This window comes from Treponema saccharophilum DSM 2985 (assembly GCF_000255555.1).
Taxonomy (GTDB): Bacteria; Spirochaetota; Spirochaetia; order Treponematales; family Treponemataceae; genus Treponema_D; species Treponema_D saccharophilum.
Map to the genome: position 1 here is coordinate 12,940 of NZ_AGRW01000028.1, position 25,395 is coordinate 38,334.

General features: G+C 52.9%; 27 protein-coding genes. 18 read left to right on the forward strand and 9 right to left on the reverse strand.

What is annotated here, in order from left to right; genetic code table 11:
- Positions 1 to 115 precede the first annotated feature (115 nt).
- From TRESADRAFT_RS01300 to TRESADRAFT_RS01325, 6 genes are all read left to right on the forward strand, one after another.
- Positions 116 to 1,057, forward strand: coding sequence for a hypothetical protein (locus tag TRESADRAFT_RS01300; protein WP_002702124.1), 942 nt, complete (start codon positions 116 to 118; stop codon positions 1,055 to 1,057).
- Between the two features lie 408 nt (positions 1,058 to 1,465).
- Positions 1,466 to 1,894 (forward strand): 50S ribosomal protein L13, encoded by a 429-nt coding sequence (gene rplM, locus TRESADRAFT_RS01305; RefSeq protein ID WP_002702126.1) that lies wholly within the window; start codon positions 1,466 to 1,468, stop codon positions 1,892 to 1,894.
- 23 nt (positions 1,895 to 1,917) lie between these two features.
- Complete coding sequence (gene rpsI / locus TRESADRAFT_RS01310; RefSeq protein WP_002702128.1) at positions 1,918 to 2,313, forward strand: 30S ribosomal protein S9; 396 nt, start codon at positions 1,918 to 1,920, stop codon at positions 2,311 to 2,313.
- An 89-nt stretch (positions 2,314 to 2,402) separates the two neighbouring features.
- Positions 2,403 to 3,053 carry a regulatory protein RecX gene (locus tag TRESADRAFT_RS01315; protein WP_040842038.1) on the forward strand — a complete coding sequence of 217 codons (651 nt, stop codon included), beginning with the start codon at positions 2,403 to 2,405 and terminating at the stop codon, positions 3,051 to 3,053.
- A 161-nt stretch (positions 3,054 to 3,214) separates the two neighbouring features.
- A complete protein-coding gene (locus TRESADRAFT_RS01320; RefSeq protein ID WP_002702131.1) occupies positions 3,215 to 3,808 on the forward strand; it encodes a response regulator in 594 nt (197 codons plus the stop codon).
- Between the two features lie 55 nt (positions 3,809 to 3,863).
- Entirely contained in the window at positions 3,864 to 4,826 is a 963-nt protein-coding gene (locus TRESADRAFT_RS01325) for an SPOR domain-containing protein (protein WP_141607051.1), read from the forward strand.
- A 2-nt stretch (positions 4,827 to 4,828) separates the two neighbouring features.
- Here the strand turns inward: TRESADRAFT_RS01325 and TRESADRAFT_RS14785 are convergent, their stop codons facing one another.
- Entirely contained in the window at positions 4,829 to 6,196 is a 1,368-nt protein-coding gene (locus TRESADRAFT_RS14785) for an HD-GYP domain-containing protein (protein ID WP_050984997.1), read from the reverse strand.
- A gap of 156 nt (positions 6,197 to 6,352) precedes the next feature.
- Between TRESADRAFT_RS14785 and gpmI the strand changes: the two genes are divergently transcribed.
- Together gpmI and TRESADRAFT_RS16665 are read left to right on the forward strand one after the other, a co-directional pair.
- Positions 6,353 to 8,017 (forward strand): 2,3-bisphosphoglycerate-independent phosphoglycerate mutase, encoded by a 1,665-nt coding sequence (gene gpmI / locus TRESADRAFT_RS01335; RefSeq protein ID WP_002702138.1) that lies wholly within the window; start codon positions 6,353 to 6,355, stop codon positions 8,015 to 8,017.
- A gap of 507 nt (positions 8,018 to 8,524) precedes the next feature.
- Entirely contained in the window at positions 8,525 to 8,656 is a 132-nt protein-coding gene (locus TRESADRAFT_RS16665) for a hypothetical protein (RefSeq protein WP_002702140.1), read from the forward strand.
- 197 nt (positions 8,657 to 8,853) lie between these two features.
- Here the strand turns inward: TRESADRAFT_RS16665 and aroC are convergent, their stop codons facing one another.
- A complete protein-coding gene (aroC, locus tag TRESADRAFT_RS01345; protein WP_002702141.1) occupies positions 8,854 to 9,954 on the reverse strand; it encodes a chorismate synthase in 1,101 nt (366 codons plus the stop codon).
- A 111-nt stretch (positions 9,955 to 10,065) separates the two neighbouring features.
- Positions 10,066 to 11,142, reverse strand: coding sequence for an NAD(P)-dependent oxidoreductase (locus TRESADRAFT_RS01350; RefSeq protein WP_002702144.1), 1,077 nt, complete (start codon positions 11,140 to 11,142; stop codon positions 10,066 to 10,068).
- A 278-nt stretch (positions 11,143 to 11,420) separates the two neighbouring features.
- Between TRESADRAFT_RS01350 and TRESADRAFT_RS01355 the strand changes: the two genes are divergently transcribed.
- Positions 11,421 to 12,419, forward strand: coding sequence for an RluA family pseudouridine synthase (locus tag TRESADRAFT_RS01355; RefSeq protein ID WP_040842044.1), 999 nt, complete (start codon positions 11,421 to 11,423; stop codon positions 12,417 to 12,419).
- Here the strand turns inward: TRESADRAFT_RS01355 and TRESADRAFT_RS01360 are convergent.
- On the reverse strand, positions 12,409 to 14,160 hold the full coding sequence (locus tag TRESADRAFT_RS01360; protein ID WP_050984998.1) for a DNA adenine methylase: 1,752 nt from the start codon (positions 14,158 to 14,160) through the stop codon (positions 12,409 to 12,411). The two genes, TRESADRAFT_RS01355 and TRESADRAFT_RS01360, sit on opposite strands and share 11 nt — an antisense overlap.
- Before the next feature lie 209 nt (positions 14,161 to 14,369).
- Here TRESADRAFT_RS01360 and rpsP point away from each other — a divergent pair, with 209 nt between their 5' ends.
- The 9 genes from rpsP (at position 14,370) to TRESADRAFT_RS15535 (ending at position 19,935) form a co-directional block, all read left to right on the forward strand.
- Positions 14,370 to 14,609 carry a 30S ribosomal protein S16 gene (gene rpsP, locus TRESADRAFT_RS01365; protein WP_002702151.1) on the forward strand — a complete coding sequence of 80 codons (240 nt, stop codon included), beginning with the start codon at positions 14,370 to 14,372 and terminating at the stop codon, positions 14,607 to 14,609.
- A gap of 53 nt (positions 14,610 to 14,662) precedes the next feature.
- Complete coding sequence (locus TRESADRAFT_RS01370; RefSeq protein WP_002702153.1) at positions 14,663 to 14,896, forward strand: KH domain-containing protein; 234 nt, start codon at positions 14,663 to 14,665, stop codon at positions 14,894 to 14,896.
- A 5-nt stretch (positions 14,897 to 14,901) separates the two neighbouring features.
- Positions 14,902 to 15,537, forward strand: coding sequence for a ribosome maturation factor RimM (locus tag TRESADRAFT_RS01375; protein WP_002702155.1), 636 nt, complete (start codon positions 14,902 to 14,904; stop codon positions 15,535 to 15,537).
- 4 nt (positions 15,538 to 15,541) lie between these two features.
- Entirely contained in the window at positions 15,542 to 16,336 is a 795-nt protein-coding gene (gene trmD, locus TRESADRAFT_RS01380; protein ID WP_002702157.1) for a tRNA (guanosine(37)-N1)-methyltransferase TrmD, read from the forward strand.
- Positions 16,337 to 16,354: 18 nt separating this feature from the next.
- A complete protein-coding gene (rplS, locus tag TRESADRAFT_RS01385; protein ID WP_002702159.1) occupies positions 16,355 to 16,825 on the forward strand; it encodes a 50S ribosomal protein L19 in 471 nt (156 codons plus the stop codon).
- Positions 16,826 to 17,105: 280 nt separating this feature from the next.
- Positions 17,106 to 17,384: a hypothetical protein gene (locus TRESADRAFT_RS01390; protein ID WP_002702161.1), complete on the forward strand. Its 279-nt coding sequence runs from the start codon at positions 17,106 to 17,108 to the stop codon at positions 17,382 to 17,384.
- Positions 17,385 to 17,397: 13 nt separating this feature from the next.
- Positions 17,398 to 17,763, forward strand: coding sequence for a YraN family protein (locus TRESADRAFT_RS01395; protein WP_002702163.1), 366 nt, complete (start codon positions 17,398 to 17,400; stop codon positions 17,761 to 17,763).
- Positions 17,764 to 17,931: 168 nt separating this feature from the next.
- On the forward strand, positions 17,932 to 18,516 hold the full coding sequence (locus tag TRESADRAFT_RS14790) for a hypothetical protein (protein WP_002702165.1): 585 nt from the start codon (positions 17,932 to 17,934) through the stop codon (positions 18,514 to 18,516).
- A gap of 67 nt (positions 18,517 to 18,583) precedes the next feature.
- Positions 18,584 to 19,935, forward strand: a protein-coding gene (locus TRESADRAFT_RS15535) for an IS3 family transposase (RefSeq protein ID WP_141607053.1) whose coding sequence is annotated in 2 segments (ribosomal slippage) — positions 18,584 to 19,046 and positions 19,046 to 19,935 — 1,353 coding nt in all. Because the reading frame shifts where the segments join, the coding sequence is not laid out codon by codon here.
- 159 nt (positions 19,936 to 20,094) lie between these two features.
- Here TRESADRAFT_RS15535 and TRESADRAFT_RS16770 read toward each other — a convergent pair.
- The 5 genes from TRESADRAFT_RS16770 to TRESADRAFT_RS01440 form a co-directional block, all read right to left on the reverse strand.
- Complete coding sequence (locus TRESADRAFT_RS16770) at positions 20,095 to 21,114, reverse strand: LPS export ABC transporter ATP-binding protein (protein WP_245534315.1); 1,020 nt, start codon at positions 21,112 to 21,114, stop codon at positions 20,095 to 20,097.
- Between the two features lie 917 nt (positions 21,115 to 22,031).
- Complete coding sequence (locus tag TRESADRAFT_RS01425) at positions 22,032 to 22,679, reverse strand: LptA/OstA family protein (RefSeq protein WP_245534314.1); 648 nt, start codon at positions 22,677 to 22,679, stop codon at positions 22,032 to 22,034.
- Positions 22,669 to 23,238 (reverse strand): LPS export ABC transporter periplasmic protein LptC, encoded by a 570-nt coding sequence (lptC, locus tag TRESADRAFT_RS01430; protein WP_002702175.1) that lies wholly within the window; start codon positions 23,236 to 23,238, stop codon positions 22,669 to 22,671. Before lptC ends, TRESADRAFT_RS01425 begins: the two co-directional genes overlap by 11 nt.
- Complete coding sequence (locus TRESADRAFT_RS14800) at positions 23,235 to 23,624, reverse strand: DUF1284 domain-containing protein (protein WP_002702177.1); 390 nt, start codon at positions 23,622 to 23,624, stop codon at positions 23,235 to 23,237. Before TRESADRAFT_RS14800 ends, lptC begins: the two co-directional genes overlap by 4 nt.
- Complete coding sequence (locus tag TRESADRAFT_RS01440) at positions 23,621 to 25,231, reverse strand: CTP synthase (protein WP_002702179.1); 1,611 nt, start codon at positions 25,229 to 25,231, stop codon at positions 23,621 to 23,623. Before TRESADRAFT_RS01440 ends, TRESADRAFT_RS14800 begins: the two co-directional genes overlap by 4 nt.
- Between the last annotated feature and the right edge of the window lie 164 nt (positions 25,232 to 25,395).

The following is a 25,395-nucleotide window of genomic DNA, read 5'->3' on the forward strand; positions in this document are numbered from 1 at the left end:
GAAAAAATGAAAAAAAGTTTTGTGGTAAAAGGCGTGCTCGCAGGCATTCTGGCACTGGGCGTTTTTGCTTCGTGCAAGGCGGAGACGGAAGACGGGGAGGAGAAGTAAGTCTGTTGTGGAAACGAACGAACTTGCCGGAAAGAAGTTTGCTGCGGATTTTGATAACGAGATGAGTTCGATTGATTTTTCAGATGACACTTTCATAATAACATGGAATGAAGAGCCTTATTACCCCCTACCAAACTGTGGTGACTACCGCATTAAAGAAGAGGAAACTTATTCATATACTGTGAATTCAGAAATAGGATACTTTCTTTCAAAAAAGCTAGACTTCAAGAAATCCTATGTACGCGACGGCATAACTCTCTATACGGAACCAAACACAATTCCAGAAACTCTTGAAGCCTATAAATCGGAACGAACAAAACTTTTCAAGGCTCTTAACCCCTCTATTACGGAAGCTCAAGTGGCAGAACTTTTAAATGCGGACTCAGACTGTGAATCTGTTGAAAGCTTTAACAACTGGAGGAAATGGCAGGTTTTGTATAAAGAAGCAAAGAAAAAAATCTATTATACATACGCATATAAATTAGAAAGTAACAAACTCGTGTTATGCGATGAAGATTGGGCCTTCATTCCCCAAGGATTAAAATTTGGGGATATTTTCAATGGCAGTTATGATTTGTGGTATCCTTCAAGCTATACTAGCGAGTTTTATAATCCAGATTTTGAAATTGAGGTTTTTGTAGGCACTATGATAAAGAATTCGCCCAATATCACAATTCGTGAGAACAATGATGAAACCGAGTATACAATTCTTTCTGCCACAAACGACAGCATGGCAATTGCAAAAGTTACAGGGCGGAAAGACGGTTATATTGAATTTAATGAATCTAAAGCGTTCACTTGCCCGATTACCTACACAAATGGCGAAAACAAAGTCACGGCGACCATTACAATTGAGGGCAAGGAATACTCGTTTGACATCGAATACGTAACAAAGGAAGAGATAAACAAAGTGCTTGAAGAAGATTCCGTGGAATACACGTTGCAATAAGTTTTCGATTCACCATCGATTTGCAAATAGACCCCGAAACGAGTCCGGGGTGACGTGGCTGGTCTTCGCTGTTTGTGTGCAGCGGGGAGAATGCAGATTTGCGTTTATGAAATGAATTTCTTCAGCCATCCACGCACCCAATTACGGGCTATCCACTGCCTGTGGAACGGGCTATCCACTGTCTGTGGAAAGGGCTACCCACTGCCTGTGGAAAGGGCTACCCACTGCCTGTGGATAAGCGAGGAGCGCGTGCCGTGCCTGAATCGCGCTCTGCCTGATGGAAATCCTTCGCGAAAATTCATTGACCATAAAAGTCAAATGTTCTATATTGTTAGTCCCCGTATATTTCATTCCGAGCGGAAGATGCAGCCGGTCGGGTGAAGACTCTTTTATTCAAAGGTATATACAATGAAAACTATTTTTTTGAAAGACTGTGAGCAGAAACGTGAATGGTTCGTCATCGACGCAGCGGGAAAACCGCTCGGACGCGTCGCTGCAAAGGCTGCTGCGATTCTCCGCGGAAAGGAGAAGGCTTCCTACACGCCGAACCAGGAGATGGGCGACTACGTTATCATCATCAACGCAGACAAAGTCGCTGTTTCAGGCAACAAGGCTTCCGACAAGCTTTATCGCCACTACACGGGATTCGTCCGCGGACTCCGCTCTTACACGTTCGAGAAACTCATCGAGAAGAACCCGACTGAGCCTCTCGTGCGCACAATCAACGGAATGTTGCCGAACAACCGCCTCGGACGCAAAGTCGCCGCGAACCTCAAGGTGTATGCCGGCAGCGAGCATCCCCATGCGACGCAGAATCCCAAAGTTGTCGAGCTTTAATTTAGCGAATACGGAGAATTGTTATGGCAGTTAAGAATATTGCAATCGGAACTGGAAGAAGAAAGACGTCCGTGGCCCGCGTTTTCGTCCGCGAGGGTTCGGGCAAGATTGTTGTCAACGGAAAAGATGTCGCTGAGTACTTCCCGACAGAGTCTTCTGTGAAAGTCGTTCATCAGCCGCTTCTCGTGACGAATTACGAGAACAAGTATGACATCCTCATCAACGTTCAGGGTGGCGGAGTGAAGGGACAGGCTGGTGCCTGCCTCCACGGAATTGCCCGCGCGCTTCTTCAGATTGATCCTGAGGTTCGCGCCTCTCTCAAGGCGAACGGTTTCCTTACTCGCGATTCTCGCATGGTCGAGCGCAAGAAGTACGGTCAGCGTGGTGCTCGCCGCAGATTCCAGTTCAGCAAGCGCTAATCTTCGGTTTTGGTGGTTTGTGTTTTTCCTGCCCTCATTCTTCTTGTTTTGGCGGCGGGAATTTCGCTTACGGTCATAGAATCGCTTCGATGCTTGCGATAACTGAAATAAGACAGACCTCATCCGAGGAAATCGTGAAAATGACTTCTTCGGATGGGGCTGTTTTTTTTGTGCGGAAGTGCTATCTGAATGTCGTCTCCGTCGATTCTCTCGTGAATCGTGTCGATTCCGCCGGTTTTGGCGGGGCAGTCCTTTCCGAGGAGGAATCGGAGGATGTCGTCTCTGCGGCGTTCGCTTTTGGCGCGGAGACGAAGGCGGCCGAATATCTGGCGCGGTGCGAGCAGTGCCGGTTCAAGCTGGCGCAGAAGCTTTTGCAGAAAAAGTTCCCGCAGGATGCTGTCGACGCTGCCCTCGACCGGCTTGAATCGAAAGGGCTGCTCGACGATTCGCGGTTCGCTTCCGCGTGGATTCGGAGCCACTGCGCCACGAAATATCAGGGGCGCTCGCGCCTTCTTTCCGAGCTTTTGTCGCGCGGGATAAGCCGGGAAGTCGCGGTTTCGGCGCTCGATTCGTTCTTCTCCGGCGATGAGGATGGCGGCGGCGTTTCCGAGGAGGAGATGTGCGCGAAGGCGCTCGGCAAGGGAATCCGGCTCGGAAAAAGCGGCGACAAGCTCCTGAAATATCTCCTCGACTGCGGTTTTCCATACGGGATGGCACGCCGGGCGATGCGCGGGGAATAGGACCGGCATCTTTCTTGCGTCGACGATGCCGCTCCGGAAATTCGGGTTCGGGACGAATCTATAAAAAAAAGTATTGCGAGGTGACGGCACTTTTTTACATGCCTGTTATTCGCGTTGGGAATGCGTTTGTGCATTTCATCGGAAGAAGATGGGATTGATGTATGGGACAGGAAGGCAAGGTTGTTTTCTCCGCTATGGAGGTCGCGAAAATCTGCGGTGTCGTGAACCAGACGGCAATAAACTGGATAAAGAACGGGTATCTTGAGGCGTTCACGACGCCGGGAAAGCAGTATCGTATCGAGCCTGATGACCTGGTTTCGTTCATGGTTCAGCGGAATATGACGGTTCCGAAGGAGGTTCTCGCGCTGTGCAAGGAAAAGCACTACGAGACGAAGAGCCTCCTGATTGTCGACGACGACAGGGGGCTGAACACCGTCGTGAAGATGTACATGCAGCAGAAGATAGAGGGGCTTTCCGTTTTTCAGGCGTTCGACGGGTTCGAGGCGGGCGCGCTTATGGTGGAAAAGCAGCCGTCGTGCCTGATTCTCGACCTTGACCTTCCGGGCGTCGACGGGTTCGGGCTTTGCAGGAAAATCAGCGAGAACGCGATTTACGGAAAACCGTCCGTCATCGTCGTCACCGCCCTTGACGACGCTTCAGCGGAGGATCGCGTCAAGGAATTCGGCGTGAAGAAATTCTTCAGGAAGCCTCTGAACCTTCCCGTGCTCTTCAACGCCGTCTCGGAAATCCTGTAGCGTCTGGCGGGGCGGATTTTTTGCAAGGGATTGTTTTTTGGGATATTATAAAATCATGTCAAAAAGAATTCTGGCCGTATTCCTGCTTGCCGCCTTTTTAGTTCCGGCCGTATCGGCGCGTATGACCGCAAAATCCGTTATGACGGAGGCTGCGAAGAAGAATTCCGTATCGGAGTCGATTTCATATCTGAAGAAGAACGTTCCGCAGCTCGCAACTGCCGCCGACAAGCGCTCGGGATATGCGTTTCTCGGCAGCGTGCAGGAGCAGGCGGGGCAGTATTCCGACGCGCAGAAATCGTACTCTCTTGCCGCGGCGATAGAGGCGGGCGACGCTGACGGGATGCCGAAGAAAAGCTCCGAGCAGCTCGTCCTCGACGCGGTGCGGTGCGCGCTTTCCGTGGGGGATTGGGAGAGCGCGGACAGCTACCTGAATTCCGCGGTGAAAAAATCGAAGGACAAGCGGATAATCGCGTACGTCAATCTCTACGCGCAGTGGAGCGCGCTGTGCCGTGCCGAGACCGCGCTCGATGTCTCTTCGTCCGTGGAAAAACTGAAGGAATATTCGGGCGACCCCGACATGAAAGTCGTCGCGCCTTCCGTCCTCCTGACATTGCACCATATAACGGGCGACGTTTCCTATGCGGCCGCCCTCCGCTCTGAATTCCCCCAGTCGCTTGAGGCGGGAATCGTCTCGGGGCACATAACGCAGATGCCGACGCCGTTCTGGTATTTCGTCCCGAGGGCGGGATTCGTGGACGTGACGCCGGGCGACGGGGAAAGCGGTGGAAAAGCCCGCAACTCGGTGAGGAAAAAATACCAGATTGGGTTCTTCAAGGAACAGAAAAATGCCGACGCGCTTGTGGAGCGACTGCGCGCGCTCGGGTTCTCCGCGAAAATCGAATTCGAGACGCGCTCGAGCGGGACGACGTACCGGCTCGTCTACATCGAGGAGAACGACGAGGGGACTGTCGGCTCGCTTCTCAAGGACGCCGGGTTCGACTGCTATCCCGTCGAGTAGCCCTAGCGCTTCAAGTTCATCATGTTGTGGTAGTTGTTCCACCATTCAAGCTCTTTTTTGTAAGCCTCGGACTCCTTTTTCTTGTAGTCCCTGTCGATTTTCTCTATCGTGTCGCGGAGGCTTATCACGGCGTCGGCGATGCACGGCTCGAAATGCGTCCCGCGGGAATCGAGGAAGACGCGCATCGCCTGGTCGATTGACTTCGGGTTTTTGTAGAGCCGCTGGCTTATGAGCGCGTCGAGGACGTCCGCCGCCGTCATTATCCGCGCGCACAGCGGAATCTGCTTTCCGGCAATTCCCCGGGGGTAGCCCGTCCCGTCCCATTTTTCGTGGTGGCAGTACGCCATTTCCGTCGCGATTTCGTTGAACCGCCCGTCGTCAATCTTGGGGAGAACCTGAAGAAGCCGCCTTCCTTCCTCGGGATGCGATTTCATCAGCTCGAATTCCTCTCTCGTGAATTTGCCCTGCTTGTTGAGGATTCCCTCGGGTATGTGGATTTTCCCGATGTCGTGCACGAACGCCGCCGACGCGTAGAGCGCAATCGTCTCGTCCGTGAGCGTCTCCTTGTAGCTTCCGTTCTCGCGCAGCCGCCGTGCTATAAGCTCGACGTAGGTGCGCGTGTGGATGACGTGGCTTCCCGTGAAAAGGTCGTGGCTTCCGAGACATTCCGCTATGAACTGGATGATTTTGAACTGCGTCTCCTTCAGCTCGGAATTCTTCTTCTGGAATTCGTCCTTGCTCTGCCTGAGCTTCTGCACGAACCCGTTCCTGTCGTCGATTACCGATATGAGGTGCTTGAGCGTCGTGTGGTTCCGAATCGAGAGGAAATTCACAATCAGGAAGACGAACATGAATTCTATCGTGAATCCCGCGGCGACAGGAAGGTACGCCTTTTGGAACGTCTGCGTGTCGAGCATGTCGAAGATTGCCGCGCCGTTCGTGAATTTCACGTAGAGCGAGGCGAGCATCAGCAGGTAGCTCATCACGCATATCCGTATCGAAAGGTGCCTGTTGTAGTAGAGGCAGCAGATTATCGGGACGACCCCGTAGCAGATGTAGACGCCGATGTTCGTGCTAGTCCCCATCATCGCGATGAACCCTTCGATTCCGAGGACGCCCAGATACATCGAGATTTTCTGCACGAACGCGGAATGCGAGCGTATGAGGAAATTGAACGATGTTGAGATGACGACCGAATACGATATTGATACTGCCGCAAATTCCGTGGGGACATTGAACAGCCCGAGCTTTGTGAGGACAAGGAGCAGAACCGGCACGAAATCCATCGCGACGAGAATTTTTGAGACCATTTTGTTGACGTTCGTTATGTTCTCGCTGAAGAACGCCTGGTCGTTTATTGACATCGACATCGGCTCAAATTCTAACGCGTTTCGCCTTTTTTCTAAAGGATTTTTTTTGGTTCAGCCCGTGCGGAGGCCCGGTTGCAAATGGGATTTTTCGTTCATTCCCAAACAGGGCGCGTTGCACTATAATTCCACCAGAATTTTACTCAAATGGAGAAACAAATGGCTGACACAATGCATGCTTTGGAAAAGAACCCGAATTGGAAGGGTCGTCGTGGTCCTGTAGTCCTCGTGATTATGGACGGCGTTGGATATGGAAAGTACGAAGAGGGAGACGCTGTCAAGGCTTCAAAGATGAAGTATCTCGACTGGTTCACAGCGAACTGCCCGCACACAAAGCTCAAGGCTCACGGAACAGCCGTAGGTTTGCCGAGCGATGACGATATGGGAAACAGCGAAGTCGGACACAACGCAATGGGCTGCGGTCGCGTATTCGCACAGGGCGCAAAGCTCGTCGGCGAGTCAATCGCCAACGGCTCAATGTTCGCGGCTGACACTTGGAAAAAGCTCATCAAGAACGTAAACGACAAGTCAAGCACATTGCACTTCATCGGCTTGGTTTCTGACGGAAATGTTCACTCACACATCGACCACCTCAAAGCGATGGTTACACAGGCAAGCAAAGACGGCGTGAAAAAGCTCCGCGTTCATGCTCTTCTCGACGGTCGCGACGTTGACCCAACTTCTGCTTTGAACTATATCACACCGCTCGAAGAGTTCCTTTCTTCATTCTCTGGCGTTGACTACAGAATAGCTTCAGGCGGCGGACGCATGTATCTTACAATGGATCGCTACAACGCAGACTGGTCAATGGTCGAGCGCGGCTGGAAGGCTCACGTTTTGGGCGAGGGAAGAATGTTCGAGAGCGCGACAAAGGCTATCGAGACATACCGCGCAGAAGTCCCTGGCATTCTTGATCAGGATATGCACGAGTTCGTTATCGCAAAAGACGGCAAGGCAGTCGGCACAATCGAAGACGGCGACAGCGTGATTTACTTCAACTTCCGCGGCGACCGCGCTCTTGAGATGACACGCGCATTCGAGACCGCCGAAGGCGGCGACTTACCATTTAATAGAATCCGTGTACCAAAAGTAGAGTATGCTGGTATGATGGAGTACGACGGCGATGCGCACGTTCCAGCACAGTACCTCGTGAACCCGCCCTCAATCGACAGAACAATGGGCGAGTACCTCACAAAGACAGGCGTGAAGCTCCTCGCTATCTCTGAGACACAGAAATACGGACACGTTACATACTTCTTCAACGGAAACAAGCAGGGAAAATTCGACGAGAAGCTCGAAGACTACATCGAAGTGCCTTCTGACGTTGTTCCGTTCGAGCAGCGCCCGTGGATGAAGTGCGCAGAGATTACCGACAAGGTTATCGAAGCAATCAAGTCTGGCAAATACGACCACATCCGCCTTAACTTCCCGAACGGCGATATGGTTGGACACACTGGAGTTTTCAACGCTGTTGTTTGCTCAATGGAGGGCATGGACTTGCAGCTCGGACGTCTCAAGGCAGCAATCGACGAGGCTGGCGGTATCTTGTGCTTGACAGCAGACCACGGCAACTCAGACGATATGTATGAGCACGCAAAAGACGGCTCTGTGAAGATGGACAAGAGCGGCGAGCCAAAGGCAAAGACATCTCACAGCTTGAACCCAGTTCCTGGTATCATTTACGACCCAGAGTACAAGGGCGAGTACGACACAGAGAAGCTCAACGAAGGTCTTGGCATCTCTTCATGGCCTGCAACGCTCATGACACTCATGGGCTATGTTCCGCCGACAGACTACGACAAGAGCATCATCAACCTGAAGTAATCGCGAGTTTTCGCACGGCGGAAACTCGTTAAGCAAGACGCGAAGCGTATTGCGACGGCTATGTTCCGTCGGCAGACTACGACAAGAGCATTATCAACCTGCGATAATTTTTTAGCGCAGGTTGAAACGGGCGAGTCAAGGCTTTAAGCGGAGCGTGCCTTGACCGCACGTATCAACCTTAAATAGATGCTGTCCAATAAGTTCGTTGCATAGTGTCATTCCGAACTCGTTTCGGAATCTACAATATGCAGTGTAGATGCTGAAATAAGTTCAGCATGACAGCACAAAATCCCGCGAACCTTAAACACAAGGCACGCGGGATTTTTTATTTGCTCTGCGTGAAAAAAAATAAGATTTGTGGCATCGAGATTCAAACGCGAACAGCTGAGCAGGAGAGCTTCGCTTTCTGCTGCGGGAAATTCAAAAAATTGCGGAAAAAAGCCGCGTTTCGGTGACTAAATTCCGCAGATGTGGTAGAATCGCGAATCTTTTTTTACGAGGTGAATTATGAGACTTGCAAAACGCTTCCGCCCTGTGAAGTCGTCAAAACTCAAGAGAGCTAATGAGAAGAAGAACGCGCAGAGGGTTGCCGCGAACTTGGCTTTGCTCAAGGCTCACGCTGAAGCAGATAGGAAATAAGCCCTGCCGCTTCTCGATGTCGCCCGGAATTCCGCATGGATTCCCGGGCGATTTTTTTTGCTTTTTCTTTCTCCCTGCCTGAAAAACGGTCGGTTCAAATTTTGCCGTGATTCCGAATTAAGTTCGGAATGTCGCCGGAAAGCCGGGGAGAGCCTTTCCTTTTGCCGAAAAAAGGAGGCGCGCGCCTCCTTTCCTGCCTATATCCGCGCCGCCATGTTCTGCAGCGCCAAATCGGCGAGCGTGATTGCCGCCATCGCCTCGATTACCGGGACGATTCTTGGGCAGAGGCACACGTCGTGCCGTCCCTCGATGAGCAAATCCGTCTCGGAAAATCCGCTCCCGTCCGTTCTGATTGTCTTCTGCTCGCGGAAAATCGACGGGACGGGCTTTATCGCCGCGCGGAAGACGATTTCGTTTCCGTTGGAGATGCCGCCGAGGATTCCGCCCGCGTTGTTCGAGCTGAATTTGACCGCGCCGCCGCCGAGCCTCATTTCGTCGTTGTCCTCGCTTCCCGTCATGTCGGCCGCGCCGAATCCCGCGCCGAATTCGATTCCCTTGACCGCTCCGACCGACATCACCGCACGGGAAATCTCCGCGTCGAGCTTGGAGAACACCGGCTCGCCGAGCCCTGCGGGAATGCCCGAGACGATGCACTCGACGATTCCGCCCGCGCTGTCGCCGCTCCGCCTCAGCTCCTCGATTCTTTCGTTCATGGCGTTCGCCGCGTCGATGTCGGCCGCCCTCAGCGAGTTTTTCTCGATTGCGCCGAGGTCGATTTTCCCGCAGCTGATTCCCGCCGCCCGTTTCGTGTACGCGGTGATTCTGACGTCGCCGAACAGCGCGCACAGGACCTGGCGCGCAATCTCGCCCGCCGCGACCCTCGCCGCGGTTTCCCTTCCGCTTGCCCTGCCGCCGCCGCGGTAGTCGCGGAAGCCGTACTTCTCGAAATAGGTGAAATCGGCGTGTCCGGGCCTGAACGACGATGCGAGGTTCCCGTAATCCTTCGAGCGCTGCGACGTGTTCCTGATTACGAGCGCGATGGGCGTTCCCTCCGTCTTTCCCTCGAAGACGCCGGAAAGAATTTCCGCCTTGTCGTCCTCCTTCCGGGACGTGACGGACGCGTTGTTCTGTCCCGCGAACGACTGCCCCGGCTTTCTCCTGTCGAGCGCCGCCTGGATTTTCGCCTCGTCGAGCGCGAGCCCGGCGGGAACCCCGTCTATGATGCAGCCCAAACCTGCGCCGTGGCTTTCGCCGAACGTCGTGACCCTGAAAATTGTTCCGATTGTGTTTCCTGCCATGATTTCGAGAATGTACCACAAAAAAAGCGGTCTGGGAACGTTCCAGGCCGCCTGTCGTCTATGCTTCGCTCTTGGTCCCGGCAGTAGCCGGAAAAAACGGAGCTGTGTCTTCTACTTTATTATGTTCGGGCATTCCTCTCCGGAGACGATTTTCCTGATGTTGTCGAGCGTCACTTCGGCAATCATCGTGAGGTTCTCCGCGGTGAGATACGCCTGATGGTGCGTCATTAGCACGTTCGGGAGGCGCAGGAGCCTGTCGAAGTTCTCGTCGCGGATGGGCGAGGGCGCCCAGTCGTCGCCGTAGAGGTTCTGCCTGTCCTCCTCGAAGATGTCGAACGCGACGCCCTTGATTCGTCCCGAGTTGAGCGCGTCGAACAGCTCCCCGGAGTCGATGAGCGAGCTTCTTCCGGTGCTTACGATGAGCGCGTCTTTCTTCATCAGCTGGATGCACCTGTTGTTGATGATGTGCCGCGTGTCGGAGAGAAGCGGGCAGAAGAGCATTATGAAGTCGGAATTCTTGAATATCTCCTCAAGGTTCACGTACTCGGAGTCGATTTTCTGCCCGAACGACTGGTCCTGGTGCGCCGCGTTGAGGAGGACCGTCGCGCCGTATCCCTTGAAGATTTCCGCCGCCGCCTTTCCGATTGCGCCCGCCCCGACGATTCCGACCGTCTTGCCGAAAATTTCCGTGCCGACGAATCCGTCCGTGTCGAAGTTGGAGTCGCGCGTGCGCGCGTATGCCTTGTGGATTTTCCTGTTGAGGTTCTGGAGGAGCGCGACCGCGAATTCCGCCGTCGCATGGGGCGAGTAGCTCGGTATGTGGACGATTTTTATCTGCTCGTCCGGGGTTTCCGCCGCGTTCGCAAGGTTCAGCTCGGTTATCGACTTCGTGTCGACGTTGTTGTATCCGACAGAGCGCAGCGCGATTATCCTGATTCCGAACTCGCGGAGCGTTTCAGCGGTCTGCTTCGTAATCTGGTCGTTCGCGAAGATGCACACGGCATCGTGCCCGCGCGCGAATGAAACTGTCGTCGGATTCAGCCTGTCGCTGATGTAGTCAATCTGGAATTCGATTTTCTCATCTTCCGCGCCGTCTTTTTCCATCGCTGCGATTTTTGCAGCTTCCTTCGTGAAGAATTCCCTGTCGTAGTTTTTCGCGTCGAAGAAAGCTATTTTCACAGTTCTCATTTTATGAACTCCTCCTTGCCTCTTTGAACACGCGCTGGAAATCGCCTTCTCCAGTGGAGTTTTGGCGCGCTTTGTCTGCCTTAAAGCTTCTTTGTTTTTGCGCGGTTCCTGTTTTTTCAATTTTCTAAGTATAGTTTAATTTCAGTTGTTCGGGTAGAGATTTTGGAGGTATCCCCAAAAAATCTGCCCCGTTCCCGTCTCGTGAGCAAGAATGCGGTTGCCTGGTTCCCGTCCGTTTTGTTGTTGCAACTTTGCCGATTCGCCGTTAGATTTTCCGGATGGCGATGAGAAACAACAAGAACAGAATTTTGTCATTCCGCGTGCAGTCGGCCGTCCGCATCGACGAGCTTTTGCGCTCGGAACTTCCCCGCGCGCTCGGCTCCCCCGTGTCCAACTCGAAAATCCGCAGGCTCGTCGTTGCCGGCGCCGTTTGCGTGGACGGGCGGCAGGTCCGCGTTCCTTCGTTCTCCGTCAGGAAGGGCGGCTCCGTTTCCGTCTCCGTCGACGAGGAGCAGCTTTTCTTCGAGAAGAAGCCCGACGACATCGCGTTCGAGCTTTCGCCTTCCGACGTGCTTTTCGAGGACGATTCCGTCATCGTCGTGAACAAGCCGAGCATGTTCCCCACCGAGGCGGGCATGGTCGGAAGCCGGGACAACCTGCACGACGCCGTCGTCCGTTTCCTCTTCGCGCGGGAGAAGGCGCGGAACCCGAACATGCGGAACCCGCCCTACGTCGGCATAATGCACCGCCTTGACCGCGAGACAAGCGGCGCAATCCTCTTCACGAAGACGCGCGCCGCCAATTCCCCCTGCCACGACATGTTCGAGAACCATACCGCGCGGAAAACGTACCGTGCGGTGTCCACCGACTGCGGGTGCTGTTTCCCGCTTTCCGAATTTCCCTTCTCCTTTGCGGTTTCCTTCCCGATGGGGCGCATCTCCCCGAAAAGCCAGGCCGCGAAGTGGGGCAAGGTCAGCACGGGCGGCGTCGATTCTCTGACAGAATTCACCGTCTTGGGAAGGATTGATGCCGGCGGGAAAAAAGCATACGCCGTGGAATGCCGGCCGCTTACGGGGCGCACGCACCAGATTCGCGTCCATCTCGCCTCCGTCGGGCTTCCGATTCTCGGCGACGAGCTTTACGGCGGGGACGATTCGGGGCGGATAATGCTCCACGCCGCCTCCCTCTCGTTCCCACATCCCGTTACGGGCGACGACGTCGTCGTCTCGGCTCCGCTTCCGCCGTCGTTCGGCGTCTTTGAAGGCGCTATGAATTGAAGCGCATCTCGGCGAGGCTTTCGACGTTCTCCATCGCCTCCCGGATTTTTCCGTACAGCTCCGGCTGCTTCTCCTCAAGCGATTTCGCGCGCTTCAGCCATTTTTTGAACGCCGCCTTGTTCTTCTTGTGCGCGAGGTTCTTGAGCGTCGCGGGAAGCTTCCGCGCGAAGTTGAGCTGGACGGTTCCCTTCCTTATCTTCCATATTATTTCCTCTATCTCGTCTTCCTTCGTCTCGCATGAGCACCGGCAGAGAATTGCGTGAAGCTCCTCGAGCTCCTCCGTCGAGAATTCGACGGTGTTCTCCGGCGCCTTCAGCTCGAAGAAATTCCGCGTCGTCACGGCGATTTCGCGCCCGCCGCCGAGCGAGAACGAAATCTGCTTGTCCGGGCATTTCGCCCGCCGTTTTTTCTGCGCGTCCGCCGTCTTCTCGCCCACGGAAATCCCTTTTATCAGCGAAAGCTCCGCGAAGCCCTCCTTCCTGAGCCGCCTGAATTCCGCGTTGAGCTTCCGCTCCGAGAATTTCTGCCTGAACATGAGGAGGATTTTCCGCCTCGTCAGGATTGCGTCGATTTTTTTGAGCGATTCCTCGTCGTTCGTCTTGGACGTGTCGATGCAGATGATGAATTCGATGTTCGAATTCTGCCGCGAGTTGCTTTTCTTTCCGCCCCGGTACGTCGTGTACTCGTTCGTCACGATTGAGAGCCGCCCCTTTTTCGTGCAGATTTCGCGCATCCGCTCGAACGGGATTATCCCGTCGGTGCTGTAGCTTATGAGGATGTGCTTCGCGTCTATGCTCGCGACGAGGTCCTCGAACGTCTTCTCCGCCATTTCGCGGTAGCAGTAGTCCGATTTCGTGTTCACCCAGTCGTGCCTGATTGCCGCCTTCTCCTTGAGGATTCCCTTGTCGTTCAGCTCGAGCGGGGCGGGAATCTTGTCCCATTTCGCGATTGTGTTGAGCAGGTGGTAGTTGCTTCCGTACTGGTGCTGGTTGTACGGCGGGTCGAGGTACGCGATGTCGATTCCGCGCAGCTCCTTGGCGAGCTTGTTCGCGTCCTCCTGGAACACGTGCACGGGCTTTTCCGAGTCGATGAGGACGGGCTTCGAGAGTTTTATCCCCGTCATGATTCGCTTGAGCGCGTCCTTTCCGTGGCCGCCGAAGCCTTTGTGGAAAGACTTGAAGACGCCGGACGTGTTCGTGTGCGTCGCCGCCTCGTATATGAGGTTTGCGAGGAGAACATCCTTCGCGCGCCCGTTGCCGCCGAATTCGCGCTCGATTCCGTTCCTGAGCTTGTCGATTGCGAGCGCGTTCTGCCGCGTGTAGAAAAGGCGCTCCGTATTGAAGTCGACCGCGTCCGCGTCGAATTCTTTGGGCGCGTAGAATTTCGCTATGTACTGGTTCTCTTCGTCCGGCTCCCCGAGACCGTTCAGCTGCTCTATGACCTTTCCGAATTCATCCTCCGACCCGAAAATATCCGCGATGTCGGACTCGTTCGTCGCGACATACCCGCGGCTCAGCACCGTCGCGTAGCATTCCCAGTCGTTCGCGAAGACCTCGAACCCCATCGCCTTCGCCATCCTCGAGACGACCCCGCTCCCTGAAAATGCGTCGAAAAATCTCAATCCCGGCTTCAGTTCCAATCCCGTGCTTTCGATTGCGCTGTGTATCAGCGGAAGGAGCTTCCTTTTGTTGCCGATGTACGCGATTATCTGTTCTGTCAAAAAAGCCGAAGAAAAATCCATTCGCAAAATATACCACATAAAAAATTCCGCGGGAATGGAGTTTTTCGGACAAAAGCGACCATGACGCGCGATTTTTTTTCGGGCGCCCGTAAAAATCGGGGCTGCCGAATTCCGTTCCCGCGTTTTGTTCGATTGACTAAGAACCGCTTAAAATATATAGTACAAATTCATTTTGATGGCTTGGTACAAGCCCATTTTGGAGGATACATATGGTCAAGATTAGACTCAAGAGATTCGGTACGAAAGCCCGCCCGGCTTACCGCATCGTCGTTCAGGACGCACGCAAGCCGCGTGACGGTGTCACAATCGAGGAAATCGGAACGTACAACCCGATTGCGGCAGAGGGCTCACAGATTTCTGTCAAGGCAGAGCGCGCTCAGTACTGGATTGGCGTTGGCGCACAGCCGACTGATGTCGTCCGCAAGCTTCTCAACAAAGCAGGAAAGTAATTTAACGAGGGTGTGGGGCTTTCAGCCCGGCGTTCCGTCCATGGGGGCCAGAAATGGAAAAAGACCTGATTGAATACATCGCAAAATCATTGGTCGATGATCCCAGCGCAGTCTCGGTAAATGAAACCGAAGGCGACCGCGGTTCGGTGCTCGAACTCCGTGTGGCCGAGGGTGATATTGGTAAGGTCATCGGCAAGCATGGCCGCATCGCGAAGGCTTTGAGAACTGTTCTCAGCGCGTCCGCTAACAAGGACGGCAAGCATTACAGCCTAGAGATTCTTGATTGAAAGGTATGGATGAACAGCTTTTGGAGCAGTTTGTGGTGGGTTTCGTCCGAGGTTCCCACGGGGTTTCGGGTGAATTCAAATTTGAGAGTTATTCCGGGCAATACGAGCATTTCGCCGATATGACCGAAGTGACTTTGAGGAACGGTACGAACGGCGATTCGAGAAAATTCAAGGTCGAATCGGTCGAAATCGGAAGCTGCGACTCATTTATGAAACTTTCAGGAATAGACACTCCCGAGGATGTCAAAAAATACAGCCGGTGGGAAATAGTCGTTCCGCGCGACAAGGCTTGTCCTCTCGACGAGAACGAGTGGTATGTCGAAGATTTGAAACGTTGTTCCCTTGTCTATTATCCCGATGGGGAGAAAACGGGGGGCAAAGGCGGTTTGGAGAACGGCGGTGTCGTCGTTGGAAAAATCACAGACGTAATGGAAGGCGGTTCTGGAGATCTCCTCGAGATTTCTCTGGCCGAGAACTGCGACCTGCTTGGTGACGAAGTGAAGTACGATTTCGACAAGAAAGGCAACAAACTGAAGGTGCGGACGGTTTACGTTCCCCTGAAAGAGGAAGCTGGTTTTATCGGAAAAGTCGATATTGAGAACAAGACGGTCCAGTTGATGCACCTCTGGATTCTGGAGTAATTCCATGAAATTTACAGTGCTGACCTTATTTCCCGAGATTCCGCGAGCGTTTTTCGAGACCTCAATCATGGCGAAGGCGGTTGAACGGGGAATTATTGCCTACGATTTGGTGAATATCAGGGATTTTGCCTTTGATAAGCACAAGACGTGTGATGACAAACCGTATGGAGGCGGCGCCGGGCAGTTGCTTATGGCGGAGCCTCTCGGGCGCGCACTTGACAGCGTGAAGGCCTACAAGAAGCATGTGATATTTGTCACTCCTTCAGGAAAGCCGTTCTCGCAGGCAAAGGCGCAGGAATTGAGCCGGAAGGATGAAATCGTCCTTGTGTGCGGGCGGTACGAGGGTATCGACCAGCGCATAATCGATTTGTATGTCGATGACGAAATCTCCATCGGGGATTACGTCATGTCGAGCGGGGAGCTGGCTGCTACGGTCATAGTCGATTCTGTCTATCGGCTTGTGAACGACGTCATAACCCCGGAATCGCTGGACGAGGAAAGCTATTCCGACGGACTTCTGGAATATCCGCAGTATACGCACCCGAGCGTGTACAAGGGCATGGAGGTTCCCGCCGTTTTGACGGGAGGCAACCACGAGCTTATCCGGAAGTGGCGGCTGAAAAAGCGCCTTGAGAAAACTTTGGCGAACAGACCCGATTTAATTGCCAAAGCGAGGCTCTTGGGGCAGCTGACTGCAGAAGCCGAACGAATGATTGAGGAAATCACGGAGCAGTTTTCGGTCAAGAAATTGCCCGAGAAAATCCGTAGAAAAAGAAGCTGGCTGAAAAAGCCGGACTAATGAAAAGAGGAAATTATCATGGATTTGATCAAGACAATTGAAGAGCAGCAGAAAGACGACAGCGCTCTCAACTTCAGCGTTGGCGACACTGTAAAAGTTCACTTCGAAATCATCGAAGGAAAGACAAAGCGCATCCAGATTTACGAGGGTCTCGTAATCTGCATCAAGGGAAGCGGCGTCCGCAAGACGTTCACTGTCCGCAAGATTTCTTACAACGTCGGTGTCGAGCGCGTGTTCCCTGTTTACAGCCCGCGCGTCGTCAAGGTCGAGGTTACTCGCGTCGGTAAAGTTCGCCGCTCAAAGCTCTACTACATCCGCGACAAGGTCGGCAAGAACGCCAAAGTCAAGGAGCTTGTCGGACAGAAATCCGTTGAGTACCTCAAGTGGTCACGCGACCTTGCCAAGGCTGCCGACGCTACCGAGGCTGCAATCAACGCCGAGGAGAAGGCTGAGATCGCAGCAGCTAAGAGCGCAGCAGCTAAGAAATAAGCTTAGGTCTGCATCGTGATGAAAGCCGTCCCGTTTGGGGCGGCTTTTTTTTGACATGCGGCATCCGCTTCCGTGCGGAGAAGCGCCCTTTTGCATAGGGGCGAAATCGGCTTGCAGGCGTTTCCGGTTGTTTCAGAAATTTTTGGAGTTTTTTGAGTTTTTCAAGATTTTAAACAGGTGAATGTCTGAAAAATCATAAAAAGCACCTTTTTTATTCAAATAAATGCGGGCGCAAAAGGAAAATGTGATATACTGTTTAGTCAAATTCGAGGAGTGATTTATGAAGAACTTCACAAGAATAAACAGCAAGGATATAAAACTCGGTATGCGTTTCTCTGCGCCGGTTTTTTTCTCTGATGGGGAAAACATGTTCCTTGCGGAGGAAAAGTCTGTCAAGCGTTATCATCTCATCGCGATTGCCAGATGGAATATCTCGACGCTCCTCACCTACGGTCATCCGATTACGGGCGACGATGAAATCAACCACCTTATGGAGATGGTCGACGACGTTGAGGATGTCGAGGAAATAGAAGAAGTAGAGGAAGTAGAATCAGTCTGAGTCATTCCCGCTGATGAAAAATACGAAAATCGTCGGAAACGCCGGTGAGGACAGGGCGGCCTCGTTCATGGCCTCGCTCGGCTACAGCATAGTCGCGCGCAATTGGCGGACAAGAAATGGCGAAATCGATATAATAGCGTCGAAGGACGACGTCCTCGTTTTCGCTGAGGTGAAAACCTTGCCAAGCGGGAATATGGAGACGCTTTCACACGAGCTCGGCAAGAGAAAACAGAAAAGAATTGTTGAAACGGCTAAATTTTTTCTTGCAAATAATCGAGAATATAATGACAGCAAAGTCCGGTTCGATGCGTTGATTGTTGATATGCCGGGGTTTCCTCCTGTCTATCATATTCAAGATGCTTTCGCGGAGTTCGTATGAATGCTTCATCAAAATCTGTTGCTTGTAAAGTCTTGTCGCCACGCATAGTGGAGTTGCGCAGTAAAATCCAGAATCCCGATTACATTGACTTTGCAGTTCAGCGGATTGCGCAGGTTTTGAGCAAGAGGATTGTCGAGGACAACGAACAACGGGTTCATCGGAGGCTTTATGAATCGAAGTGACAGCTACAGCAGCGGAAAGCGGCGCGGAAGAAGGCGGGAGGCTCGTTCTGAGCGCGGTGGACGCGGCAAGGCTCGGGAAACAAGGGAAGCGAGGGATACGAAGGAGTCGAGGCGGGAGCGCAAATCGGGCAGGGGAAAGGATTTGTTCGCGAAGCGCCCGATTCAGTACAGCAGCGAGCAGCGCGAGCTTCAGCGCGGAATACAGAAGTTCCTTCAGCGGGAAATGTCGGAGAACGATGCTGCGGTTCGTTCTTTCAGGGCGCGGGAAAAAGTGTGCCCCATATGCGGTCAGCCGATTTCCCCTGAGGATTTCGGGAGCGCCATGACGGACAGAAAGACGGGGCTGCCGGCCCATTTCGACTGCGTGCTCAAGCAGGTCTCGGAAAGCGAGAAGACGGAGCAGAACGAGCGGATTTCGTATATAGGGCAAGGGCGTTTCGCGGTCATCCGTTTCGAGAATCCGCACGACTTGAAGCATTTTACGATTCGCCGCACGATTGAATGGGAAGATAGGGACAACCGCTCCGAATGGCGCACGGAGGTTTCCGGGTTGTTCAGCCAAGTGAAATAAAAAAAACGGGATTCTTTTGAAGTGTACCCCAAAAGTTGGAGACAATTTTTGGAGGTACACTTTTTTTATGTCTAAATTAAATTTAGAAAAAAAAGCTGCGATTGTAGCTCATTACATGAATACAACAGATGGGTACACAAACACGGCAAAAGAATTCGGAATCTCAGAGTCAACAGTCGAGATGTTGGTAGCACAATTCAAGACAAACGGAATAGAGGGTTTAACTCACAAAAATGGCACATACAGCGGAGAATTTAAAATGCATGTGCTAGAATATCAGAAACAAAATAGTCTTTCTGACAAAGAAACTGCCGTATATTTTAAGATACCGAACAGAGGGACAATCTGTATCTGGCGAAAGAAATATCTTATTGGCGGTTATGAACTTCTTTGCAGGGACGGGCGAGGAAATCCAAAGAATATGGCTACAAAAAAAACAAAGAAAAATACTGAACCGGAAACCGAACTTGAGAAACTTCGTAAAGAGAACGAGTGGCTCAGAATGGAAAATGCCATACTAAAAAAATTGAACGCCTTAATTCAGGAAGAAGAGGAATCCGAACAAGAGACAAAGCCAGAGTCATCGGAGAATTAAGGCATGAATATCCTCTAAAAATGCTGCTTGAATATTTTAAGATGCCATCGAGTACTTTCTATGCAGCTATTAAAACAAGGAATAATAAATATTCTGAGTTGGAAATTCGTATAACTCAGATTTTTCACGAACATAAAGGCCGTTATGGGGTTCGTAGAATTACGGCACAACTAAGAAAGGAAGGTGTTTTAATAAATCATAAAACTGTTTATCGTCTGATGCTTCGACTTAATCTCAAGAGTGTTCAGCGCCAGGTAAAATATCGTTCTTACAAAGGTGCTGTAGGAAAGGTTGCACCCAATGTGCTGCAGAGAAACTTTTATGCAGAGAAAGAGAATCAGAAGTGGACAACAGATGTAACTCAAATCAACATTGGTGATAAGAAATTATATCTTTCACCAATTCTGGATATGTATAACGGGGAAATTGTAAGCTATAACATTTCATACCGCCCGGATTTTGCGCAAGTTATGGATATGCTGGACAAAGCTTTCTCGAAGATTCCAGACGGAACAAATCTTATTCTCCATTCAGATCAAGGCTGGCAATATCAACAGAAAAAATATCAGGACCGTTTACAACAGAAAGGAATTATCCAAAGTATGTCCCGTAAAGGAAATTGTCTTGATAACTCTGTGATGGAAAACTGGTTCGGAATAATGAAGTCTGAACTGCTATATCCAAATAAATATTCAGATGCTGAGGTTTTCAAAAGGGATTTAATCGATTACATTGATTATTATAACAACAGACGGATTAAGTTAAAATTAAAAGGACTCAGCCCTGTTGAATACAGAACTAAGTCCTTTAAGTCCGTTAGTTAAAGTGTCCAATAATTGGGGTACACTTCAAAATCCTCCGTTTTTTTTGCTTTGTCCGGAAAAACGGTTTATTCAGATTTTGTCATGAAAGAATCGGTCATTTCGACTTTGCTCAATGGCCGTTTTTGTTTCTGCAGACGTATCGTAATATTTTCCTTTCCGTCACATCTTGAAATTGTCGCCGAGGTAGATGTGGCGCGCCTCGGGGTTTTCGATAATCGTCTTTTTGTCGCCCGAGACGAGTATGTGCCCGCCGATGTTTCCGCCCATTTCGTCCTCGCGGCTTACAATATACGCCCGCTCCGTTATTTCAAGCGTGTCGCGCACGTTGTGGTCGGTGATGAGGACGCCGATTCCTCGTTTTGCCAGATGCCTGATGATTCCCTTTATGTCTGAGACCGCAATCGGGTCGATTCCCGCGAACGGCTCGTCGAGCAGGATGAATTTCGGGTTGTTCGCCAGCGCGCGCGCGATTTCCGTCCTCCGCCGCTCCCCGCCCGAAAGCGTGTAGGCGAACTGCTTCCTGATGTGCCCGATTGTGAATTCGGCGATGAGGTTCTCGAGAATCTCGCGTTTTCCTGCCCGGAGAAGCTTGCTTTTGTCCCCGCGGGAAAGCTCTCCGCATTTTTGCAGTATTGCGTCCGTCTCCTCGGCGTCCGGCGACCAGCTGCCGTCTTCGCGCGCGATTTTGTCGTCTCCCGTCGCCTCAAGGATTTTCCGCCTTCCTTTTTCCGATAGTTTTTTCCACGCTTTCGGAATCGCCGCAATTGTCTCTTCGTCGGAAAGTTCCTTCCGCATCTCAAGAATTGCCCAGATGTTCTCCTCGACAGTCAGCTTCTTGAAAACGCTTGCCTCCTGCGGAAGGTATGCGATTCCAAGCTGCGCGCGTTTGTACATCGGAAGCTCCGTGATGTCGTCGTCGTCGAGCCGGATTCTTCCGAGCGTGGGTTTGTGAAATCCGACGACCATGTAGAAGCTCGTCGTTTTTCCCGCACCGTTCGGCCCGAGCAGCCCGACGATTTCCCCCGTGTGCACCTCGAACGACACGTCGAACACCGCCGTCTTCTTTCCGAAGACCTTCTTTAGCCCCTCCGCCTTCAGCACGTGCGCTCTTTTCCGTCTCCCGAACTCCCCGTCCTTCTCAAGCGAAATCCGCGCCCCTTCCGTGCCTTCGCTTTCCATGTCGGAACTAACTTCGCCCTCGTCGCCCCCCGCTTTCGCGATGTCTGTTTCCCCGTTCCTCATCTCCCCGTCAGAGCCGATTGCACTTTCAATTTTCCGCTCTCCGCTTTCCGCTTCCGCAAGATTGCTTTCCCCGTTCCGCATCTCCCCGTCAGAGCCGATTGCACTTTCACCTTTCCGCTCTCCGCTCTCCGCTCTCGCAAGATTGCTTTCCCCGTTCCGCATGTCCTCGCCGGAGCCGATTGCACTTTCAACTTTCAACTTTCCGCTTTCCGCTCTCCGCTTTCCGCTCTCCGCTTTCAGCACAGCAATTTCAGCCTTCAGCTGTGCAATTTCCTCTTCAAGTTTCCCCTTTTCCGCTTCCACGAAATTGCTTTCCCTGTTCCGTATTTCCTTGTCAGAGCCGATTGCACTTTCAACTTTCAACTTTCCGCTTTCCCCGTTCCGCATGTCCTCGCCGGAGCCGATTGCACCTTCACCTTTCCGCTCTCCGCTCTCCGTTCTCGCAAGATTGCTTTCCCCGTTCCGCATCTCCCCGTCAGAGCCTATTGCACTTTCAATTTTCCGCTCTCCGCTTTCCGCTCTCCGCTCTCCTCTTTCCGCTTCTACGAAATTGCTTTCCCCGTTCCGCATCTCCCCGTCAAAGCCGATTGCACTTTCACCTTTCCGCTCTCCGCTTTTCGCTCTCCGCTCTCCGCTCTCCGCTCTCCGCTTTCCTCTCTCCGCTTTCCTCTCTCTCTTTCCTGCGATTTTTTCGAGGAGCGTTCTGAACAGGCTCGGGCGTGGGGCGGGGACGGGTTCGGCAGGAATCTTTTGAGGTGAGAACAGGGAGTCGAGCGAATCGTAGATGTCCATCGTCGTGGGGACGCCGTTCAGGGCGTCGAGCGATTCTGATTCTGATGGTTTCGGGAAATTCATCATTCCTGCTTTTCCTTTGAGTCGGTGACAGTTCCGCTTACGCGGCCGTCAAGCGTTATCTCGTCCGTTTCGAGGTTCAGCGAAATTTCCTGCGCGCGGAAACTGTCGTCTCCCTGCACGATTTTCGGGTTTCCGCTGAGGTCGAGCGTCTGCTCCTTTTTCCGGTAGATGGCGTGCGCCGCGGTGCAGACGTTGTCCTTCTGCAGAAGCCGCACGCCGATTTGCATGAGCGCGACTTCCGTGTCCTGGTTGTATTCGATTATCTGCGCGTCGGCGGTGACGTCGTTTTTCGTGTCGAGGAGATGGACGGTATCCTCAAGGATTGCGATTTTCGTCGTCCTGTCGTATCTCATTTTCCCGCAGGTGAACGTCATCTCGCTTTCCGTGTTGTTCCCGTCGACGTTTCCCTCCGCAGTTATGTAGCGGAAGTTGTCGCCGCTCATCGTTATCGAATCCGCCTTTATCTCCATCGTCCCTGTCTTCACGAACGCGTTTCCCGTGAGCTTCGTCTCGTCAGTCCTGCTTCCGTTCCGCCCCCTCATCGAGTCCGCGCTGAACGTTATCGTCTCGGCTTCCGCTTTTGCGAAAAGGGCGGCGAGCGCGAGCATGAGCGTAATGCGTCGTGCGGTTTTTCGTCTATTTTCCATCGGATTTTTCGGTTTCCTCTCCGTTTTCGTCGTCCGTTTCGATTGTTCCCGACACGGCGCTGCTGAACGAGAACGTCTTGCTGACCCCGCTCGCGCTGAATCCGGTTCCCTCGATTTCCGTCCCGTTTTTCGTGACGCGCACGGGCATTTGTGCGCCGCCCGTTATCTGCTCGTTCTTCTGGTCGAAGTTGAGCGACTCCGCCTGTATGGTCATCTCCTGCGATTTCACGTCCACGGTTATGTTTCCGAACATCATGTACCGCTCGTTTCCCGTGTCCGCGGATATGAGGTCGCATCTTCCGCTCGTCTCAAGCGCTCCGTCGTCCTTGTACGTCCTAAATTCGGCGTCCTTCGCGAATGACATCGAGTCCGTCTTGTACTGCTCGATTTTCGCGGCGCTCATCTCCATCGTCGTCCTGTTTTTTTCGACGCGGAAGAAGCGCGCGTTGTTGAACGTGAATTCGGGATTTGCGCTTTCGGGGTTTTCCTCGCGCGCGTACTGGAGCGAGCATGACGGGATGATGATGAGCGACGATAGGGCGATTGCTGCCGTCTTCATATGCGCGGCTCCTTCTTTCCTTCCGCGAGAGGCGCGCATATCTCCATGAACGAACAGTTCCCGCATGTTTTTCTGAGAAGCCCTTTCCGCGTGATGTCCTGCTCGGCGCGCGCGATGAATTCCCCGAGCGTCGTCTCGCTTCCTTCCGTCCACGACAGTATCGACGCGACCGCGGAGTCGATTTCGCTTACATGCGCCTCCGACGTGCACTTTCCGTCCGGATGGTTCGGGCAGTGCCCGCATATGTCGTCCAAGCCGAACGTGACGGTGACTTTCGTGTTGCTGGGAAGGGAAAGCGTCTCGCTCATTTTCCTGTTGAACGGGGCGCTGTATCCTTTTCCCACGAAGAACTGGAGGCACATGCTGTGGTGCGGCCTGAGCCTCATTTTTCCTCTGCGGCTTTCAACGCGGCTCCGACGAATGCGGTGAAAAGCGGATGCGGAGTCATCGGGCGCGAGATGAATTCGGGATGGAACTGGACGCCGATTCCCCACGGGTGGTCCTTCCATTCGAACGCCTCGGTCTGCCCGTCCTCATCGGAATACGCGGAGATTGAAAGCCCCTTCGATTCCATGTCTGCGGCATATTTCTTGTCGAACGTGTATTTTGAGCGGTGGCGCTCGTTCGTCTCCGTGCTGCCGAAAATTCCGTGCAGGCGCGAGCCCTCGCAAATCCTGACTTTCGACGAGCCGAGCTTCATTATTCCCGATGCGCTGACGCCGCTCTGCTCCTCGGGGAGCGAGATTATCGCGTGCGTCGCGTTCTGCATGAATTCGGTCGAGTCGGCGTCCTTCCACTGGAGGAGCGAACGCGCCGTCTCTATCGCCATGAGCTGCATCCCGAGGTCGATTCCGAGGAACGGGACGTTGTTCTCGCGCGCGTATTTGACCGTCTGGAGAAGACCGAGGAATCCGCGCTGCCCGTAGTTTCCCGGAATGACGATTGCGTCGACGCCGGCGAAAATCGGGGCGATATCCTTCGTCTCCTCCAGCGATTCCGCGTCAATCTTCTTTATCTCCACGTCCGCGCCGAAATTCGTGACGGCGGCATGGAAAATGCTCTCGCGCACCGATTTGAAGCAGTCGTCGAGATAGTCCTTCTTCCCGACCATCGCGATGGTGACTTTCCGCTCCGCCTTGTCGAGCTTTTCCTTGAACGAAAGCCATGAGTCGACGTTAGCGGTTCTTCCTTCGAGGCCGAGCTTGTCGAAGACTTTCTTCTCAAGCCCCTGCGTGTGGAAGATGACCGGAAGCTCGTAGATTGTCCTGTCGAAATCCGTCGACGTGAAGACCGAACCGACTCCGACGTTGCAGAACATCGCGATTTTTCTCTTCATGTCGTCGTCAATCATCCTGTCGCATCTGCAGAGGAGAATGTCGGGCTGGATTCCCATTTCCTGGAGCTTCTTCACCGACTGCTGCGTCGGTTTCGTCTTCAGCTCGCCTCCGATTATCGTCGGCACGAGCGTGAGGTGGACGGTGATGCAGTTGTGCTTCCCCATCTCGTGGGAGAGCTGCCGCGCGACTTCGAGGAACGGAATCGACTCGATGTCGCCGACAGTCCCGCCGATTTCGACGATGACGACGTCGGCGCCCGTTCTGGAGCCTGTCGCCACAATCCTGCGCTTTATTTCGTCGGTTATGTGGGGGATTACCTGAACCGTGCGCCCGTTGTACCGTCCTGCGCGCTCGTTCTCTATGACGGTTTTGTAGACCTTTCCGATCGTCACCAGATTCTCGTTGCTGAGATGGACGCTCGTGAACCGCGAATAATTCCCGAGGTCGGAATCAGTCTCCGCGCCATCTTCCGTAACGTACACTTCCCCGTGCTGGTAGGGGCTGATTGTTCCTGCATCAATGTTGATGTAAGGATCGCACTTCATGATAGCTATTTTGAGTCCGCTCGATTCGAGGAGGCTTCCGATTGAGGCGGTCGCGACGCCTTTGCCAAGACTGGAACATACACCACTTGTTACAAGAATATATTTGCTCATAATTCTGCGATTCTACCATCAAACGGCACTGATTCTCAATGAGCGCACACGCGCTTGCAGGTCGTTTTCGCGTTCTAAGTTCGGCTTGGTCGGAGCAAGCGTGCGCCGGTGCGCGAGGCGCACCTTCCGTGCCCGGGAGGGCTGTTTGCTTTGGCAATTTCGTG

Bases quoted from the DNA above. Each gene is read 5' to 3' on its own strand.
- rplM (WP_002702126.1), top strand. From the start codon at position 1,466: ATGAAAACTATTTTTTTGAAAGACTGTGAGCAGAAACGTGAATGGTTC.
- rpsI (WP_002702128.1), top strand. From the start codon at position 1,918: ATGGCAGTTAAGAATATTGCAATCGGAACTGGAAGAAGAAAGACGTCC.
- TRESADRAFT_RS01315 (WP_040842038.1), top strand. From the start codon at position 2,403: ATGCTTGCGATAACTGAAATAAGACAGACCTCATCCGAGGAAATCGTG.
- TRESADRAFT_RS01320 (WP_002702131.1), top strand. From the start codon at position 3,215: ATGGGACAGGAAGGCAAGGTTGTTTTCTCCGCTATGGAGGTCGCGAAA.
- TRESADRAFT_RS01325 (WP_141607051.1), top strand. From the start codon at position 3,864: ATGTCAAAAAGAATTCTGGCCGTATTCCTGCTTGCCGCCTTTTTAGTT.
- TRESADRAFT_RS14785 (WP_050984997.1), bottom strand. From the start codon at position 6,196: ATGTCGATGTCAATAAACGACCAGGCGTTCTTCAGCGAGAACATAACG.
- gpmI (WP_002702138.1), top strand. From the start codon at position 6,353: ATGGCTGACACAATGCATGCTTTGGAAAAGAACCCGAATTGGAAGGGT.
- TRESADRAFT_RS16665 (WP_002702140.1), top strand. From the start codon at position 8,525: ATGAGACTTGCAAAACGCTTCCGCCCTGTGAAGTCGTCAAAACTCAAG.
- aroC (WP_002702141.1), bottom strand. From the start codon at position 9,954: ATGGCAGGAAACACAATCGGAACAATTTTCAGGGTCACGACGTTCGGC.
- TRESADRAFT_RS01350 (WP_002702144.1), bottom strand. From the start codon at position 11,142: ATGAGAACTGTGAAAATAGCTTTCTTCGACGCGAAAAACTACGACAGG.
- TRESADRAFT_RS01355 (WP_040842044.1), top strand. From the start codon at position 11,421: ATGGCGATGAGAAACAACAAGAACAGAATTTTGTCATTCCGCGTGCAG.
- TRESADRAFT_RS01360 (WP_050984998.1), bottom strand. From the start codon at position 14,160: ATGGATTTTTCTTCGGCTTTTTTGACAGAACAGATAATCGCGTACATC.
- rpsP (WP_002702151.1), top strand. From the start codon at position 14,370: ATGGTCAAGATTAGACTCAAGAGATTCGGTACGAAAGCCCGCCCGGCT.
- TRESADRAFT_RS01370 (WP_002702153.1), top strand. From the start codon at position 14,663: ATGGAAAAAGACCTGATTGAATACATCGCAAAATCATTGGTCGATGAT.
- TRESADRAFT_RS01375 (WP_002702155.1), top strand. From the start codon at position 14,902: ATGGATGAACAGCTTTTGGAGCAGTTTGTGGTGGGTTTCGTCCGAGGT.
- trmD (WP_002702157.1), top strand. From the start codon at position 15,542: ATGAAATTTACAGTGCTGACCTTATTTCCCGAGATTCCGCGAGCGTTT.
- rplS (WP_002702159.1), top strand. From the start codon at position 16,355: ATGGATTTGATCAAGACAATTGAAGAGCAGCAGAAAGACGACAGCGCT.
- TRESADRAFT_RS01390 (WP_002702161.1), top strand. From the start codon at position 17,106: ATGAAGAACTTCACAAGAATAAACAGCAAGGATATAAAACTCGGTATG.
- TRESADRAFT_RS01395 (WP_002702163.1), top strand. From the start codon at position 17,398: ATGAAAAATACGAAAATCGTCGGAAACGCCGGTGAGGACAGGGCGGCC.
- TRESADRAFT_RS14790 (WP_002702165.1), top strand. From the start codon at position 17,932: ATGAATCGAAGTGACAGCTACAGCAGCGGAAAGCGGCGCGGAAGAAGG.
- TRESADRAFT_RS16770 (WP_245534315.1), bottom strand. From the start codon at position 21,114: ATGGAAAGCGAAGGCACGGAAGGGGCGCGGATTTCGCTTGAGAAGGAC.
- TRESADRAFT_RS01425 (WP_245534314.1), bottom strand. From the start codon at position 22,679: ATGGAAAATAGACGAAAAACCGCACGACGCATTACGCTCATGCTCGCG.
- lptC (WP_002702175.1), bottom strand. From the start codon at position 23,238: ATGAAGACGGCAGCAATCGCCCTATCGTCGCTCATCATCATCCCGTCA.
- TRESADRAFT_RS14800 (WP_002702177.1), bottom strand. From the start codon at position 23,624: ATGAGGCTCAGGCCGCACCACAGCATGTGCCTCCAGTTCTTCGTGGGA.
- TRESADRAFT_RS01440 (WP_002702179.1), bottom strand. From the start codon at position 25,231: ATGAGCAAATATATTCTTGTAACAAGTGGTGTATGTTCCAGTCTTGGC.